14 protein-coding genes and 2 tRNA genes are annotated in these 16,351 nt (G+C 61.3%); 3 read left to right on the forward strand and 13 right to left on the reverse strand.

Annotated elements, in window-relative coordinates; genetic code table 11:
- Positions 1-683: 683 nt before the first annotated feature.
- Positions 684-1,322, forward strand: a complete 639-nt coding sequence (locus tag ACFRJ9_RS08700) for a GyrI-like domain-containing protein (protein ID WP_377666476.1) — start codon at positions 684-686, stop codon at positions 1,320-1,322.
- Here the strand turns inward: ACFRJ9_RS08700 and ACFRJ9_RS08705 are convergent.
- Both ACFRJ9_RS08705 and ACFRJ9_RS08710 read right to left on the reverse strand, forming a co-directional pair.
- Positions 1,309-2,160, reverse strand: coding sequence for a rhomboid family intramembrane serine protease (locus ACFRJ9_RS08705; RefSeq protein ID WP_377666478.1), 852 nt, complete (start codon positions 2,158-2,160; stop codon positions 1,309-1,311). The two genes, ACFRJ9_RS08700 and ACFRJ9_RS08705, sit on opposite strands and share 14 nt — an antisense overlap.
- 21 nt (positions 2,161-2,181) lie before the next feature.
- Positions 2,182-2,724 carry a peptidylprolyl isomerase gene (locus ACFRJ9_RS08710; protein WP_377666480.1) on the reverse strand — a complete coding sequence of 181 codons (543 nt, stop codon included), beginning with the start codon at positions 2,722-2,724 and terminating at the stop codon, positions 2,182-2,184.
- A gap of 153 nt (positions 2,725-2,877) precedes the next feature.
- On the opposite strand from ACFRJ9_RS08710, the gene ACFRJ9_RS08715 reads away from it, so the two are divergent.
- Positions 2,878-3,810: a hypothetical protein gene (locus tag ACFRJ9_RS08715; RefSeq protein ID WP_377666482.1), complete on the forward strand. Its 933-nt coding sequence runs from the start codon at positions 2,878-2,880 to the stop codon at positions 3,808-3,810.
- A 153-nt stretch (positions 3,811-3,963) separates the two neighbouring features.
- On the forward strand, positions 3,964-4,839 hold the full coding sequence (locus tag ACFRJ9_RS08720; RefSeq protein WP_377666483.1) for a glycosyltransferase: 876 nt from the start codon (positions 3,964-3,966) through the stop codon (positions 4,837-4,839).
- A gap of 18 nt (positions 4,840-4,857) precedes the next feature.
- Here the strand turns inward: ACFRJ9_RS08720 and ACFRJ9_RS08725 are convergent, their stop codons facing one another.
- The 11 genes from ACFRJ9_RS08725 to dnaN form a co-directional block, all read right to left on the reverse strand.
- Complete coding sequence (locus ACFRJ9_RS08725) at positions 4,858-5,766, reverse strand: DMT family transporter (protein WP_377666485.1); 909 nt, start codon at positions 5,764-5,766, stop codon at positions 4,858-4,860.
- A gap of 98 nt (positions 5,767-5,864) precedes the next feature.
- Positions 5,865-5,940: transfer RNA gene (locus tag ACFRJ9_RS08730), tRNA-Ala, on the reverse strand.
- Positions 5,941-6,010: 70 nt separating this feature from the next.
- On the reverse strand, positions 6,011-6,136 hold the full coding sequence (locus ACFRJ9_RS08735; RefSeq protein ID WP_377666487.1) for a DLW-39 family protein: 126 nt from the start codon (positions 6,134-6,136) through the stop codon (positions 6,011-6,013).
- Positions 6,137-6,176: 40 nt separating this feature from the next.
- Positions 6,177-6,250, reverse strand: a tRNA-Ile gene (locus ACFRJ9_RS08740).
- 113 nt (positions 6,251-6,363) lie between these two features.
- Positions 6,364-7,068, reverse strand: a complete 705-nt coding sequence (locus ACFRJ9_RS08745; protein WP_377666489.1) for a DUF3566 domain-containing protein — start codon at positions 7,066-7,068, stop codon at positions 6,364-6,366.
- Entirely contained in the window at positions 7,065-9,734 is a 2,670-nt protein-coding gene (gyrA, locus tag ACFRJ9_RS08750) for a DNA gyrase subunit A (RefSeq protein ID WP_377666491.1), read from the reverse strand. Before gyrA ends, ACFRJ9_RS08745 begins: the two co-directional genes overlap by 4 nt.
- 63 nt (positions 9,735-9,797) lie before the next feature.
- Complete coding sequence (gene gyrB / locus ACFRJ9_RS08755; RefSeq protein ID WP_377666493.1) at positions 9,798-11,876, reverse strand: DNA topoisomerase (ATP-hydrolyzing) subunit B; 2,079 nt, start codon at positions 11,874-11,876, stop codon at positions 9,798-9,800.
- Positions 11,877-12,213: 337 nt separating this feature from the next.
- Positions 12,214-12,768: a DUF721 domain-containing protein gene (locus tag ACFRJ9_RS08760; protein WP_377666495.1), complete on the reverse strand. Its 555-nt coding sequence runs from the start codon at positions 12,766-12,768 to the stop codon at positions 12,214-12,216.
- The gene (gene recF, locus ACFRJ9_RS08765; RefSeq protein ID WP_377666497.1) at positions 12,755-13,948 is read right to left on the reverse strand and encodes a DNA replication/repair protein RecF; all 1,194 of its coding nucleotides are present in this window, start codon (positions 13,946-13,948) and stop codon (positions 12,755-12,757) included. The genes ACFRJ9_RS08760 and recF overlap by 14 nt, the downstream gene beginning before the upstream one ends.
- A gap of 23 nt (positions 13,949-13,971) precedes the next feature.
- The gene (gnd, locus tag ACFRJ9_RS08770; RefSeq protein ID WP_377666499.1) at positions 13,972-14,856 is read right to left on the reverse strand and encodes a phosphogluconate dehydrogenase (NAD(+)-dependent, decarboxylating); all 885 of its coding nucleotides are present in this window, start codon (positions 14,854-14,856) and stop codon (positions 13,972-13,974) included.
- 56 nt (positions 14,857-14,912) lie between these two features.
- Positions 14,913-16,037: a DNA polymerase III subunit beta gene (gene dnaN / locus ACFRJ9_RS08775; protein ID WP_377666501.1), complete on the reverse strand. Its 1,125-nt coding sequence runs from the start codon at positions 16,035-16,037 to the stop codon at positions 14,913-14,915.
- Positions 16,038-16,351: the final 314 nt, after the last annotated feature.

Raw genomic sequence — 16,351 nt, forward strand, 5'->3', positions numbered from 1 at the left:
AGTTGGTCTGAAAATCGGCGCGCTGGCGCACATCTCCGCTGACAAACGTGGTTGGGGACACTTATACCCACTGTGCACGGAGCTGTGGATAGTGTTCCAAGCTTCACTCAATGTTCAACGTTCAGGGATTGCCGGGTTTCCGCACTGACGAAATCCTGGGCGGCCGCGACACTCCAGCGTGACCTCCGAGCGCTCGAAATGTCCGTCTCACGTCTTCGGACCCACGCTACAGTTACCCACTTAACAACAACCCCCTACCCACAAGTTATCCACAGTTGGGGAAAACGTGTGGGTTTCAAACCGTGGATCCCTGTAATGGCGGGCGCTAGACGCCTTTCCGTGGCCCTGAACTACACGCTTGTAAGTTATTAACACTGTTGATAAGCCTGTTGATAGGGCGCCATCCACAGCATCATTAACAGGCTTGTCCACATAACCTCGCAAACGACCCCACTTGTCCACAAAACAACAGGGGGCGGGGACAAAGTTATCCACAGATGTGGACAAATTCATGCCTTTCGGGGGATATCTACCGCTCTCACGAGTACTGGGACGGCACAACTGGCTAACTACACCCGTGTAAGTTACGCACAGTGTGGATAACGGTTGTGGATAACATAGGAAGCGGTGGGTTCGACCTACCAAGATCCAGTGGGCCTAATCCACAACGCAGGGGGAGTGGCATGAAAGTCGACTTCAAGAAGCAGCTCGAAACATACAGGGCCAAGCGCGGCGTGTTCCATGTCGTGACGGTTCCTGCCCTGCAATATCTGATGATCGACGGCCATGGTGACCCGAATACGGCCCGGGAGTACAAAGACGCCCTCACCACCCTGTATCCCGTGGCGTACGCCCTGAAGTTCATCAGCAAAAACGAACTTGAGCGCGATTATGCGGTGATGCCCCTTGAAGCCCTGTGGTGGTCCTCTGACATGGAGTCGTTCACCAGTACCAGGGACAAATCACGCTGGGACTGGACGTTAATGAACATGATCCCCGAGTGGATCACCCAGGAACACTTGGAGACGGCACGGCAATCAATCGCCAGGAAGGGCGGCGCGCCGGCCCTTGAAGCCCTCCGCCTGGAACCGCTCAATGAAGGACTGAGTGTGCAAACACTCCATGTGGGCCCCTACGACGATGAGGGGCCTGTGCTGGAGGAACTGCACAACAACTTCATCCCGGCGCAATCACTCAGGATGACGGGAAAACATCATGAGATCTATCTCAGTGATCCGCGCCGGACAGCGCCGGAAAAACTCAAGACGATTCTGCGGCAACCCGTTGTGGTCGTTGTTGATTCCGCGACTAGCCAGCAGTAACGCGGAACCAGGTCACTACTGCCAACAGGCCCAACACCAGGACGAGCCCGCCCGCCTGGAGGAGGGCCTGGTTCTTGCCCCGAGGAGCATAGGCGATGACCGCAGCAGCGAGGCCACCGGTGATCAAACCGCCCAGATGGGCCTGCCAGGCGATGCTCGGTACGAAGAAGCCGATTGCACCATTGATGGCGATCAGGACCCATAGTTGCTTGGTTTCGCCGCCTCGATGGCGCTGCACCACGAGCATGGCGCCGAAGAGTCCAAAAATTGCTCCCGAGGCTCCCACCACACCAACGGTTGAATCCATGGGCGTCAGAAGGAGGTAGCCCACCGACCCGCCAATGGCTGAGATCAGGTACACGGCAAGGAATCGAATCCGCCCGAGCAAGGGCTCAAGGGCTTGTCCGAAGATCCACAACGTGTACATGTTCAGGACAATGTGGAGCAGAAAATCCTGGGAATGAAGAAAAGCGGCCGTAACCATACGCCACGGCTCGTCAACGGCGGCCGTGGCAAATGCGAAATTCTGAAATACGACACCTCGGGGCAGCACCCACTCAAGGACATAAACCAGTACGCACAGACCGATGATCGTGAACGTCACTACCGGCCGGCCCGTTGCCAAGGCACCGCCATACGGGGAGCGGTAAACCGGCGTCGTACTTTTTTGTTCGTTGACGCAGTCAACGCACTGGAACCCGACGGCGGCCGCCCGCTGGCACTCGGGGCACGCAGGGCGCCCACAGCGCTGGCACCGCACATAGGAGGGCCTATCCGGGTGCCTCGGGCACACCGGAATATCAGCGGACGGCTCGGCCGACGGAATTCCGTAACTCATGGGATCAGGATCAGCGCGTGACTAGAGCTGTTCGATGTCGATGCTCTTGATGGCGACGTCCTCAACCGGACGGTCGCCCATGCCGGTTCGTACGGCCTCGATCGCGTCAACAACCTTGCGGGATTCCTCGTCCGTGACTTCACCGAAGATGCTGTGCTTGCCGAACAGCCAATCCGTGTTCACGGTGGTGATGAAGAACTGTGACCCGTTGGTGCCCTTGCCCATCTGGACGCCGGCGTTCGCCATTGCCAGCTTGTAAGGAGCGTTGAAAGTCAGTTCCGGGTGGATTTCGTCGTCGAACTGGTAGCCCGGTCCGCCAACGCCACGGCCCAGGGGATCGCCGCCCTGGATCATGAAATCTTTGATGATCCGGTGGAAGATGGTGCCGTTGTAGAGGGGCGTCCCAGTCTTGTCTTCGCCGGTTTCCGGGTGGTTCCAGGACTTTTCGCCCGTGGCCAAGCCAATGAAGTTGGCGACCGTCTTGGGCGCATGGTTGCCAAAGAGGTCAACCTTGATGTCGCCGAGGGTCGTGTGGATCGTTGCTTTTGCGGTTGCGATGGTCATGGGCCCATTCTTTCATGCAGGGTCAACGCCGGTGCTGCTGTATAGCCGGTTCCGCGCTCGGTGAAATCCGGGGTGAATACGGCGGATGAATAGCCGGTGTTCCCTAAGCGACGTAGGCTAGCAACAAACGAGCATGTGTATCGGGAGGTAGTTGTGAAGAAATCAGACCGTATTGCCCGCGACCTTGAACAATCCGTTGCGGTCGGTGTGGATAACGCCCGCGACTGGGCTGCGCCCCGTGTGGAAGCAGCCGTCAATTGGGCTGTTCCGCGTATCCAGCACGGCATTGACACCGCTTCCCCGAAGATCCAGGAGGGGCTGAAGTCGGCTGCGCACAACCTCGCCGACGGCGTTGCAGTTGTTACGCCGCGGATTCAGGATGGTCTGGCGCATCTTGCGCCGAAGATCCACGACGCCGTAGAGGACGCAACCCCCAAGATCCAGGAAGCGCTGAACAAGGCCACCCCGGCCCTCGGCCACGCACGGGACAAAGTGGTGGATGAATACCTGCCCAAGCTGTCCGACCAACTGGGCCAGGCTTCCGAAGTTGTCCACCACGTCCTTGAAAACGCCCCGGCCCAGGTTGATGCCGTAGCCCAGAAGCTTGTTGATTCAGGCGTGGTGCACAGCGTCCAGGAGCAGGCACAGGCCACTGGCAAGCAGATCAAGGCAGTCGCCGACGAAGCCACCAAGGCTGTCTCCACCAAGCTGGGCAAGGAACCGAAGCCCAAGAAGCGCGGCTGGCTGATCGTTACGGTCATCGCCGCCGCCGCTGCTGCGGGTGTTGCAGCTTGGAAGGCGTCCAGGCCCGTTGAGGATCCTTGGAAGACTCCCGCGCCGGTTACCCCGGCACCCACGCCGGCTCCCGCTCCCGCGGACGCTGCATCGTCGGCCACCGCGGCCGCAACGGAATCCAGCACTCCCGATGAGGCCGTGGCCGAAGCCGAGCAGGCAACCAAGGACGCGCTGAAGGACGTTGAGGAATCCACCACCAAGGTGGCAACCGACGCAAAGACGGCAGTCAAGAACATCGCTGCCAGCCTGCATAAGGACACCGAAGGTTCGGAGCCCGGTTCCAAGGGTTAGCAGAACTGACTCACGCGACACCGGGCTTCAACAGCACGGTGAAGCAAGCATCAACTGAAGGGATCCCGGCATTGCCGGGGTCCCTTCAGTGTTTGCCGGCTTGTAACCAGAGCCTCCGTCGGGGGCGAGGCCCCGGGTGTTAGATTTGAGGTGATGTCAGCCGATAGACCCTTTGCGGGTGCCCTCAAGGACGGTCCGGAACCTCCGGGCGTTTCCATCGTCATCCCGGCGTACAACGAGGAAAGCGTCATTCGCCAGTGCCTCATTGCCGCCATTTACCAGTCCGTGCCCGCTGAGGAAATCATCGTGGTGGATAACCTGTCCACCGATCGCACGGCCAAAATCGTGCGGCAGATGCAGCAGGAATACCCGGAAAGTCCCATCATTCTTTTGCGGCAGGACGCCGCCCAAGGCCTGATCCCCACCCGTAACTTCGGGCTTAACCACGCCACCGGAGACGTGCTGGGCCGCATCGACGCGGACTCGGTCCTGGAACCGGATTGGGTTGAACAGGTCCAAAAGGCGTTCATGGATGCCTCCGTCGAGGCCGCCACCGGCCCCGTGGTTTATTACGACATGCCCATGCGGCGCTTTGGGCTCAAAGCGGACGACAAGATGCGCCAACTCATGCTCCGCCTGGCCAAACACCAGTACCACTTCCTCTTCGGCTCCAACATGGCCCTTCGCCGGACCGCCTGGGAGGCCATCCGCGATGAAACCTGCTTGGACGAGAAGGACGAGATGCACGAGGATATCGATCTCTCGCTGCACCTCTTCGAGCACGACCTCAAAGTCCAGTACCTGCCCCAGATGGTCTCCGGGATGTCGGCCCGCCGCCTTGAGGACTCACCGCGCGACTATCGCTACTACGTCCAGCGCTTTGACCGGACCTACAAGGCGCACAACGTCAAGAAGATGGCGCTTAAGGCACCCATGGTGGTGTTCTTCTCGGTCTACTTCCCGGCCAAGCTGCTGCGAGCCATCCACACAGCCAATTCGGCCCAGGGCGTCCGCCGAGGCGGGCTCTAACCGCGCGACGCCGGAACGTCAGTCGGTGCCCAGCTCCACTTCGCGCCGGTCTGCTTCAGTGCGGCCCCTCCGTTGCCCGGAAACCACAACTGCCAGCCCGGCCAGAATCAGCGCCAGTCCCGCATAAGTGCCGGCCGGCAGCGTTTCGTTCAGGAATACGGCAGCCAGCAGAGCGGCACCCGGGATCTCCAACAAGATAATCATCGACACCAGCAACGGGCTCATCGTTGCGAGCAGGTGGTTGAAGGCCGTGTGCCCAACCAGTTGCGCGCAAACGGTGATGGCAATGATGCCAAGCCAGCCTCCGGCGTCGAACCCTGTCAGGGGCTGGCCACTGAACAAAGCCATCACGGCCACGATCCCTGCACACATGCCGTAGCAAAGAGTGGTGTAGGTTCCTGTTCCCATCGTTTGGCGGGCCTTGCCGCCAGCGAGGGTGTACAGCCCGGCCAGGGCCCCGCCAGCAAGGGCCAGGAGGTCACCCAGGAGCGATTGGGGGGAAGTGCCCATGTTGAACCCGGTGATGGCCACAACGCCGCCGAAGGCGATTCCCAGGCCCAGCAGAACCGGCCAGCGGTGCCGCGTACCCCTGAACAACTGGAATACCGCTATCCACCCGGACTGCAGGCATACCAAGGCCGTGGCAGCAGCCACGGACGTGAGTTGCAGGGCTGTGATGAAACAGGCGAAGTGGAAAGCCAGCGCTACTGCGGCTACAGCGGACCAGCCGAATTCGCGCCGCGTGATCCTCCCAAACTGCTTCGGCGCCCGAATGGCAACGGGGACGGCCATCACCACGGCCCCAATCGCGTTGCGCCAGAATGCGATAGCCAGCGCCGTCACCGACGTCGCTCCGAGCGTGCCGGCTATCAGCGGGCCGGAAGAGGCAACGCCCAGGACACCAAGGGCGGCAACGAGAAGGTTCACGGAACAACCTTAGTGTGGTGGGCCAGGCCCAGCTAAGCAGGCTGAGCGGAAGCGTTAAAAGCAAAAGTCCCGGTCATTTCTGACCGGGACTTTTCTTATGGTGGAGGCACGGGGACTCGAACCCCGAACCCCCTGCTTGCAAAGCAGGTGCGCTACCAATTGCGCCATGCCCCCATAAGAAGCAACCCGTCAATCATACCCCATGTCCGGACTGGTAATTACCAATTCGCACCGGGCTTTGTAGCTAATCGACCTTGTCGGTTGACTCGCTCCAAACTGCTTTCCGGGCTTCGGATTCCTGGGCCTTTTTATAGACCAGGACACCTGCGACTGCCGCTGCTACAACTACAAGCAACTTCTTCACAAGCACCTCATTCTGATTCAGTGTTACCTGAACCTTGTAGGTTCCGTGGGCGTACCAGGACTTGAACCTGGGACCTCTTCGTTATCAGCGAAGCGCTCTAACCGCCTGAGCTATACGCCCCGATGCCTCATCGGGCCGAGATATGACTGTACAGCACATCCCGGCCCGATCTCAAATCGAGGCATTTTCACCAAGGATTTCCGCCTATTTCGGCGAATTTCCGCGGTTTTTTGTTAGTCGTCCGTCAATGTCACGCCGATGCCGCCAACCAACGTTGCGGAAATGTTATAAAGGACGGCAGAGAGCATGGACAAGGCAGTCAGCAGGACCACGTTCACCACGGCGATGATGGTGGCGAAGGAGGCGACCTGGCCAAGCGAAGCAATCTTCTTCAGCTCGAATCCACCGCCCTCGGATCCCGCCAGGGTGCCCAGGAGGCTATCCACCTGGTTGAAGATGCCTGTGAGGTCCAGTACGGTCCACAGCACGATCGCCGCAACCACCGTGACGATGCCCAGCGCGACAGACAGCAGGAACGCCATCTTCAGCACCGACCACGGGTCCACCTTGCTGACGAGAAGTCGCGCGCGGCGCACCTTGGCCTTGGGTGCCGGCTTCACCAGGCCGGGGCCGCCCTGGGCGGGTCGCTGGGCGGGTGCGCCGTTGGGACGCTGGCCGGGCTGCGCCGGTCGCTGTCCGGGCGCTCCTGCGGGACGCTGGCCTGCTGGGGCAGGACGCTGGCCTGGAGCGCCAGCGGGTCGCTGCGCGGAATTCGTGCCGGTCGCCGGACGGGCTCCTGGCGCACCGGCACCGGCGGAACCGGCTCCAGGACGCTGTTGGGGCCGTGCAGGCGTGCCTGCCTGCGTGCTGCCCGAGGGCTGCCGGAGTCCGCCGGGGACACCTGTGCTCGGCTTGGGATATGAGTCGGAATTACTCACTCGTTACCTCCGGTGTTGTCTTCGTTCAGCTCCGCGCCCGTTTCGTTTTCCGGGTCTGCGTCGTTTTCCGTTTCGGCCGCCACGGCCGCCTCAACGGCGCCATCGTTTGCAGCCAACGTTACGTCATCGTCGAGGCCGTCCTCGGATTCTTCGGCTTCCAGACCGCGTTCGCTGTTGCGCGCAACCTCGATAATGCGGTCATTCTTGTCCGGCTTGGCGAAGATGACTCCCATGGTGTCGCGGCCCTTGGCAGGAACGCCGGCGACGGCGGACCGGACCACCTTGCCGCCTTCCATGACTACCAGGACTTCGTCCTCTTCCTGCACGATCAAGGCGCCCACGAGGTCCCCGCGGTCTTCTGCGAGCTTGGCTACCTTGATACCCAGGCCACCACGTCCTTGCAGGCGGTATTCGTCCACCGCGGTCCGCTTGGCATAGCCGCCTTCGGTCACCACGAAGACGAACGAGCCGTCCTGGACCACGTCGGCGGCCAGCAGTTCGTCGTCTTCACGGAACTTCATACCGGTCACGCCGGACGTAGCACGGCCCATGGGACGCAAGGCATCATCGGTGGCCGTGAAGCGGATGGACTGGCCCTTGCGTGAAACCAGAAGGAGATCATCGGTTTCGCTCACCAGCTGGGCCGAGACAAGCTCATCCTCGTCACGCAGGTTGATGGCGATCACGCCGGCGGTGCGGTTGGTGTCGTAGTCCTCCAACCGCGTCTTCTTGACCAGACCGTTCTTGGTGGCCAATACCAAGTAGGGGGCCTGCTGGTAATCCCGCAGGTCCAGGACCTGGGCGATGTGTTCATCGGGCTGGAATGCCAGGAGGTTGGCAACGTGCTGGCCCTTGGCATCGCGTCCGGCTTCGGCCAGTTCGTAGGCCTTGGCACGGTACACGCGGCCCAGGTTGGTGAAGAACAACAACCAGTGGTGCGTGGTGGTTACAAAGAAGTGCTCCACAACGTCGTCGCCGCGCAGCTGGGCACCCTTGATGCCCTTGCCGCCGCGCTGCTGCGAGCGGTAGTTGTCACTCCGGGTCCGCTTGACGTATCCGCCGCGGGTGATCGTGACCACCATTTCTTCTTCGGGAATCAGGTCTTCCATCGACATGTCGCCGTCGAAGCCCATGAGGATGTGGGTCCGGCGGTCATCGCCGTGCTTGGCCACGATCTCGGCCAATTCCTCGCTGATGATCTGGCGTTGGCGTTCCTCGGAAGCCAGGATCGCGTTGAACTCCTGGATCATGGCCTCGAGCTCGGAATGGCGGTCCTGGATCTTCTGGCGTTCCAGGGCAGCCAGGCGGCGCAACTGCATGTCCAGGATGGCCCGGGCCTGGAGTTCATCGATCTCCAGGAGTTCCATGAGGCCTTCGCGGGCAGCTTCGGTGGTGTTGGACGCACGGATGAGGGCGATAACCTCGTCCAGCATGTCCAAAGCCTTAAGGAGCGCACGCAGGATGTGCGCTTCTTCCTCAGCCTTGCGCAGGCGGTAGCGGGTCCGGCGTGCAATGACGTCCATCTGGTGCGTCACCCAGTGGCGGATGAAGGCGTCCAGGCTCAAGGTGCGGGGAACGCCGTCGACAATTGCCAGCATGTTCGCCGAGAAGTTGTCCTGCAGCTGCGTGTGTTTGTAGAGGTTGTTCAGGACCACCTTGGCCACGGCATCGCGCTTGAGCACGATGACCAGGCGCTGGCCAGTACGGCCGGAAGTCTCATCGCGGAGGTCGGCGATGCCCTGGATCTTGCCGTCCTTGACCAGTTCGGCGATCTTGATGGCCAGGTTATCCGGGTTTGCCTGGTACGGGAGCTCGGTGACCACCAGGCAGGTACGGCCCTGGAGTTCCTCAACGTTGACCACGGCCCGCATGGTGATGGAACCACGGCCCGTGCGGTAAGCGTCTTCGATGCCCTTGTGGCCCAGGATGGTGGCGCCTGTGGGGAAATCGGGTCCCTTGATGCGCAGCAGCAATGCCTCAAGCAGTTCCTCGCGCGTGGCCGTGGGGTTGTCGAGCGCCCACTGAACGCCCTCAGCCACCTCGCGAAGGTTGTGCGGCGGAATGTTGGTGGCCATGCCGACGGCGATACCCGAGGATCCGTTGACCAGCAGGTTGGGGAAACGCGCCGGCAGGATGGTGGGTTCCTGGTTCTTGCCGTCGTAGTTGTCCTGGAAGTCGACGGTTTCTTCGTCGATGTCCCGGACCATTTCCATGGCCAGCTGCGCCATCTTGGTTTCGGTGTAACGCGGTGCAGCAGCGCCGTCGTTGCCCGGCGAACCGAAGTTGCCCTGGCCCAGTGCCAGCGGGTAACGCATGGTCCAGTCCTGGATCAGGCGAACCAGGGCATCGTAGATGGCCATGTCGCCGTGCGGGTGATAGGTACCCATGACGTCGCCCACAACGCGGGCGCACTTGTTGAAGGAGCGATCGGGGCGGTAGCCGCCGTCGAACATTGCGTACAAAACGCGGCGGTGGACCGGCTTGAGACCGTCACGGACATCCGGAAGGGCACGGCCAACAATGACGGCCATGGCGTAATCCAAGTAGGACCGCTGCATTTCCGTCTGCAGGTCTACTTGCTCCACGCGGTCGGTCAGCACATCGCCCTCAAGGACGACGTCGTCGGCGTTCGATTCCGCCGGGACTTCAGGAGTTTCGTCACTCATAATCTAAGATTTCCGTTTCAGGTATATGTCAGTTCAAGAATATTCAGTTGCCCTGTTGGGCCCCTAGATATCGAGGAACCTGACGTCCTTGGCGTTCTGCTGAATGAAGTTTCGGCGGGATTCGACGTCTTCTCCCATCAACACGGAGAAAGTCTGGTCGGCGGCCAGTGCGTCATCCATGGTGACCTGCAACAGCGTGCGGCGGTCCGGGTCCATGGTGGTGTCCCACAGCTCGGTGTAATCCATCTCGCCGAGGCCCTTGTAGCGCTGGATGCCGTTGTCCTTGGGCAGGCGCTTGTTCATGGCGGCACCCTTACGGATGGTTTCATCGCGTTCGCGGTCGCTGTACACGTAATCGTGCGCGGCGTTGGACCACTTGATCCGGTACAGCGGCGGCTGCGCCAGGTAAACGTAGCCGTTCTCGATGAGCGGGCGCATGTAGCGGAACAGCAGGGTCATCAGCAGGGTGGTGATGTGCTGGCCATCAACGTCGGCATCGGCCATCAGCACGATCTTGTGATAACGGAGCTTTGAAATGTCGAAGTCCTCGCCAATGCCAGTACCGAAGGCCGTGATCATGGACTGGACTTCGGTGTTGCCGAGGGCCTTATCCAGGCGGGCACGCTCCACATTCAGGATCTTGCCTCGCAGAGGCAGGATGGCCTGGGTTTCCGGGTTGCGGCCGCGCTTGGCCGAACCGCCTGCCGAGTCACCCTCCACGAGGTAGACCTCGCAACGCGAAGGATCCTTGGATGAGCAGTCGGACAGCTTGCCTGGCATGCCGAAGGACTCGAGCGGGCTCTTCCGGCGGGCATTGTCGCGCGCCTTCCGGGCTGCCATACGCGCCTGGGCAGCTGAAATAGCCTTGCGGATGACGTCGCGGGCGGGGCCGGGGTTGCGTTCCAGCCAGTCTCCGAGCTGATCGGTAACGACGCGCTGGACGAAGCCCTTGACCTCGGAGTTGCCCAGTTTGGTCTTGGTCTGGCCTTCAAACTGCGGCTCGGCAAGCTTGACGGAAATAACCGCCGTCAAGCCCTCACGGATGTCATCACCAGTGAGGTTGTCTTCCTTTTCCTTGATGATGGTCTTCTCGCGCGCATAGCGGTTGATCAGCGAGGTCATCGCGGCGCGGAAGCCCTCTTCGTGGGTTCCGCCCTCGTGGGTGTTGATGGTGTTCGCGTAAGTGTGAACGCTTTCCGAATAGGCGGTAGTCCACTGCATGGCGACCTCGACGGCGATGTGCCGCTCGGTGTCCTCGGTTTCGAAAGCGATGACGTCCTCATGGACGATCTCAACCTTCTTGCTCGAGTTCAAGTGCTTGACGTAGTCCAGCAAACCGTCGTCGTACTGGTAGACGACCGTGCGGTGCTCCGCAGCGACCTCACCTTCGGTGGCCACGGCATCCAGGTCAAGATCTTCCTCGCCGTCCCGCGCAGCGGGACGTTCATCGGTCAACGTGATCCGCAGGCCCTTGTTGAGGAAGGCCATCTGCTGGAATCGCGCGCGGAGCGTCTCGAAATCGAATTCGGTGGACTCGAAGATGGTTCCGTCCGGGTAGAACGTCTGGGACGTCCCGGTAACGTCAGTGGCCTCGCCCTGGACCAGTTCGCCCTGGGGCTTGCCGCCGTCGGCGAATGTCATACGCCAAACGTGACCCTGGCGCCGAACTTCCGTGTCCACGCGTCGGGACAAAGCGTTGACCACGGAGATACCCACACCGTGCAGGCCGCCGGAGACCGCGTAACCGCCGCCGCCGAACTTGCCGCCAGCGTGCAGGATGGTCATGACCACTTCGACCGTGGGCTTGCCTTCGGTCGGGTGGATGTCCACGGGAATGCCACGGCCATCGTCAACAACCCGGACACCGCCATCGGCACGCAGCGTGACTTCGATGTGACTGCAGTAGCCGGCCAGGGCCTCGTCAACAGAGTTGTCCACCACTTCATAGACCAGGTGGTGCAAACCGCGGGGACCGGTGGAACCGATGTACATGCCGGGGCGTTTGCGCACGGCTTCGAGGCCCTCCAGCACGGTGATATCGCTGGCACCGTACTCCCTGGGCGCCTCGGAAGGCGTGTCAGGCTTGGGAACAGTCTCCTCTGCGGGCTCTACTGCCAAGGTCTCTGCATTGTCGTTAGCCACAGGCGCTTTCGACTCCTCTGTACTCGATGTCGGCCGTTCCCGGTGCTGTCCGCGGCGAACCGCGGCCGCCAACGGGCACGTGACTGATTGCGCCGATTACTCCGACGAAGGGGCCACCGATGCCACGCGAGTGGATTCAGGACCTGGACGACGTTTCACCGGCGCTCAGTGATCTACACCAATTCTATCGTGGATACGCGCGAATCCTTGCAAATACAGGGGCAGCCGAGAGCTGAATATACCCGTGGGAGGCCGCTGGCCCTATCTGCAATGGCCCTGCGGTGGTCCCGATGGGGGTCCATACGACTCAGGGGCGTTGAATCGCCCTGCACGCCGTTTAGCCGTACGTGTCCCTCGGACCGCGACCGTTCACGCTGCGGCCACCTTTGCGCCAGCTCGGTGCCGACGGGCCAAGTACCTGAATGCTGGTCACCACGCCTTCGCCCAGTTCGTTGCGGAACATCTCCAGGAGGCTTGTGCTCAACAACCTCAACTGAGTGGCCCACGCTGTTGAGTCGCAGCGCACATGCAACGTGGTGTCAGTGAAACTCTCCGGCGTGCAGTGGGCAGAAATGTCCGGACCGACCAAGGTTTCCCATTCCGCCATGACTGATCCAACCGCCACAGGCGAGGTCCATCCACGCTCAGCCACCAGGCGTCCAACAACTTTGCCGAGGCCAAGAGGGTCCCGGCCGCTGCCGTGAAACTGCGTGAAGCCCCTGGTATCCCGCAGGCCCTTGCGCTTCGGGGCTGTTCCGGGGCGGGGTGCACGTTGTCGTACTTCGCCGCGGGCAGCTGCTGCCTCGCGCATACGGTTCAGTGCCGCTTGGGCAGCATCAATTTCGTCCGGATCCCGGCCAGGTTGAAGTCCCTCGCGGCTATCCTTCGCCATCGATGCCTCCCGGAACAACGGTTACGCGCCGTCCGGCCAGCTCCTCAGGGATGTCGGCAACGACGGCGGCAGTCACCAGCACCTGCTCGGCACCGGCCACTATTGCAGCCAGTTTACGCCGCCGCTGGACATCGAGTTCAGCGAAAACGTCGTCCAGGATCAGGATCGGCGCGGTACCTCCGGTGCGGGCATCATCCAGCATGACGTAGTACGAGGCCAACCGCAGGGACAAGCACATGGACCACGTTTCGCCATGGGAGGCATAGCCTTTCGCGGGTGCTTGCCCGAGCACCAACTCCAGTTCGTCGCGGTGCGGGCCAACCAAGGAAATACCCCGTTCCAGCTCCTTTTTCCGTGACGCTGCAAAAGCCTGGACATAGCGGTCGGTGAGTTCATCCACGGACAGCAGACGGAGGTCCTCAACCGACGGCGTTGCTTCCGTTCCGCCATCTTGCGGGCCGCCGTCGTCGTCGAGTACTCCCTGAATGGTTGATCGGTAAACAGCGCCCGCATCCTTGGAACCATCTGTGAGTTGCGCGTACGCACTGTTGAGGTGTGGATTCAAGCGGTCCACGAGTTCCAGCCGTGCATGCAACAGTTCGGCACCGGCCCGGGCCATGTGCTGATCCCACACATCAAGGGTTGCTTCGTGGCCGGAAGTGAATTTGCCGGACCGGGCGGATTTCAGCAAGGCGTTGCGCTGCTTCAAGACGCGGTCATAGTCGCTTCGGGTGGCCGCGTGGCGCGGAATCAGGCTCACCAGGAGTTCGTCGAGGAACCGCCGGCGGTTTGAAGGATCCCCCTTGACCAAGGCCAGGTCTTCAGGGGCAAAAAGGACAGTCTGGCAAATGCCCAGGATGTCCCTGGCGCGGACCGGATTGCCACGGTTGATGCGTCCACGGTTGGCCCGTCCCGCGTTGATTTCCAACTCAATGACGGTGGACTGCTCACCGCGCACCAATTTGGCACGGATCATGGCGCGTTCCGTGCCGAACCGCAGCAATGGCGCATCCGTGCTGACCCGATGGGAACTCAGCGTGGCCAGGTACCCGATTGCTTCCATGAGGTTGGTCTTGCCGATGCCGTTGGAACCCACCAGGACCGTGACTCCGGGCCCTAGTTTGAGGTCCACCTGGGCATAGCTGCGGAAATCCGTCAGGGAGAGATGTTCGAGGTACACGCCGTTTGCTGGACTCCTGCGGCCTAGTTGGCCGGACGGGTGGCGTGACCGCCGAACTGGTGACGCAATGCGGAAACCATCTTCATGGCGGGCGAGTTGTCTTCACGTGAGGCAAACCGGGCAAAGAGGGCAGCAGTAATCGCCGGTGCCGGCACGGCATTGGCGATTGCCTCCTCCACAGTCCAGCGGCCCTCACCGGAATCCTCCACATAATCGTCGATCGAGGCCAGGCCTGGATCTTCGTCGAGTGCCTTGACCATGAGGTCCAGGAGCCAGGAGCGGACAACAGTTCCCTTTTGCCAGGCACGGAAAGTGCCAGGAAGATCTTTCACGATGTCCTTGGCAGCCAGGAGCTCGTATCCCTCTGCGTATGCCTGCATGAGGCCGTACTCGATGCCGTTGTGTACCATTTTGGCGTAGTGACCTGCGCCAACGCCGCCAACGTGGACAAAGCTGTCGGCGCGATCGCCTTCGGGACGCAGGGCATCGAAGACCGGCATGGCCAGTTCGATGTCTTCGTCTGCGCCGCCGGCCATGAGGCCATAGCCGTTCTCCAGGCCCCAAACACCGCCGGAAACGCCACAGTCGGCAAAGCGGATGCCCATTTCGGTCAACGCCGCAGCGTGCTTCTGGTCCTCCGTGAAACGCGAGTTTCCACCGTCGATCACAAGGTCTCCGGCACTGAGTTTTTCACCGAGTTCCGTCACCACAGCGTCCGTGATGGCGCCCGACGGAACCATGACCCAGACGAGCCGCGGAGTGGGCAGGGCAGCGATCAGCTCGTCCACAGAGGCAACGTCAGTGATGTCCGGGTTGCGATCGAAGCCCGTAACCTGGATGCCTCCGTTCCGCATGCGTTCCCGCATGTTGAAACCCATTTTCCCAAGGCCGATCAGTCCGATGTGCACAGCATGAACTCTTTTCTGCGAAAGCGTATGGAGGTTGTGGGCGGCGCAGCTGCCGGCTAGTTGGGCAGGCGGACCGGCATCACGAGGTAGCGGTAGTCGTCCTGGTCGTCGCCGTCTGCTTCCGCCTGGGCCGTGATCATGGCCGGCTTGGGCGCAGTGGTGAAGGAGAACCGAACGTACTTGGTCTCGATAACACTCAAGCCTTCAACGAGATAGTGCGGGTTGAAGGCCACAGTGATGTCTTCACCCGAGAGTTGCGCCTCGAGTTCTTCGGATGCCTGGGCGTCTTCGCCGGTGCCGGCGTCCAGGTTCAGCAAGCCTTGCGTGAAGGCCAGGCGGACGGGTGTATTTCGTTCTGCGACGAGGGAGACACGGCGCACGGCTTCCACAAGTTCCTGCGTCTGAACCGTTGCATGGATGGGCGTGGAATCCGGGAAAAGTGATCGGATCTTGGGGTAATCGCCGTCCACCAGCAGCGAAGTGGTGGTGCGGCCGCCACTTTCGAAGCCTATGAGGCGGCTGTCATCGTCGGCGAGGGCGAGGTTGATGTCGCCGCTGCCACCCAGAGTCTTGGCAACTTCGTTCAGGGTCTTGGACTTCACCAGTGCGCTGGTGGAAATGCCGGGAGTGACCGGTTTCCACGGTACTTCGCGCATGGCGAGGCGGTACCGGTCCGTGGCCAGGAGGGTGATCAGGTCATCCTCGATCTCCATGCGGACACCGGTGAGGATCGGCAAGGTGTCGTCCTTGCTGGCCGCGATGATCACCTGGGACACAGCTTGGGCGAAGGCGTCACCCGGCAACGTTCCACTGATGGCCGGAAGTGCGGGAAGTGCCGGGTACTCGCCCTCAGGCATGGTTGCCAGGTGGAAGCTGCTTCGACGGCACGTGAGTGTGACTTTGCTGCCATCGGTCTCCACCTCCACAGGAGCCGAGGGAAGGCTGCGGCAAATATCAGCAAGGAGGCGGCCGGAGACCAGGATGGTTCCCTCAGTGGCAATATCCGCCGGGATTTCCAAGCGTGCCGAGGTCTCGTAGTCAAAGCTCGAGAGGCTGACGGTTCCTGCCTCGGCCTTGAGGAGGAGACCGGAAAGTACCGGTACGGGCGGCCGCGGAGACAACGACCGCGCGGTCCACGTAACGGCTTCTGCCAGGACGTCGCGGTCGACTCTGAACTTCACGGAAGGGTGCCGCCTTTCATTGCTGCTGCCATGTATAGCTGCGGATTCCAGCTTGGAATCCACCAAATCTGCACGATCCAGCATCGGAACCTGCATGGTTCGCACTCAACGAACTACAAAACAGACCCAGGGATGGGAGCGCTGCTGACAGCTTAGCCGGAAGATCCGCGATTAACCCATCCCCAGCGGCCCGGCCCCTCCTATGTGGACAGCCGCAGGCTGGCCTCGGGCCAGGCCTTGGCCGCAGCTCGGTGGGTGGCAGAAAGAGATTGTTATTTGAGGGATTTCAATTTTTTGGGATTCGTAGTGTTAAT

Source organism: Paenarthrobacter sp. NPDC056912, from assembly GCF_042786555.1.
GTDB lineage: Bacteria > Actinomycetota > Actinomycetes > Actinomycetales > Micrococcaceae > Arthrobacter.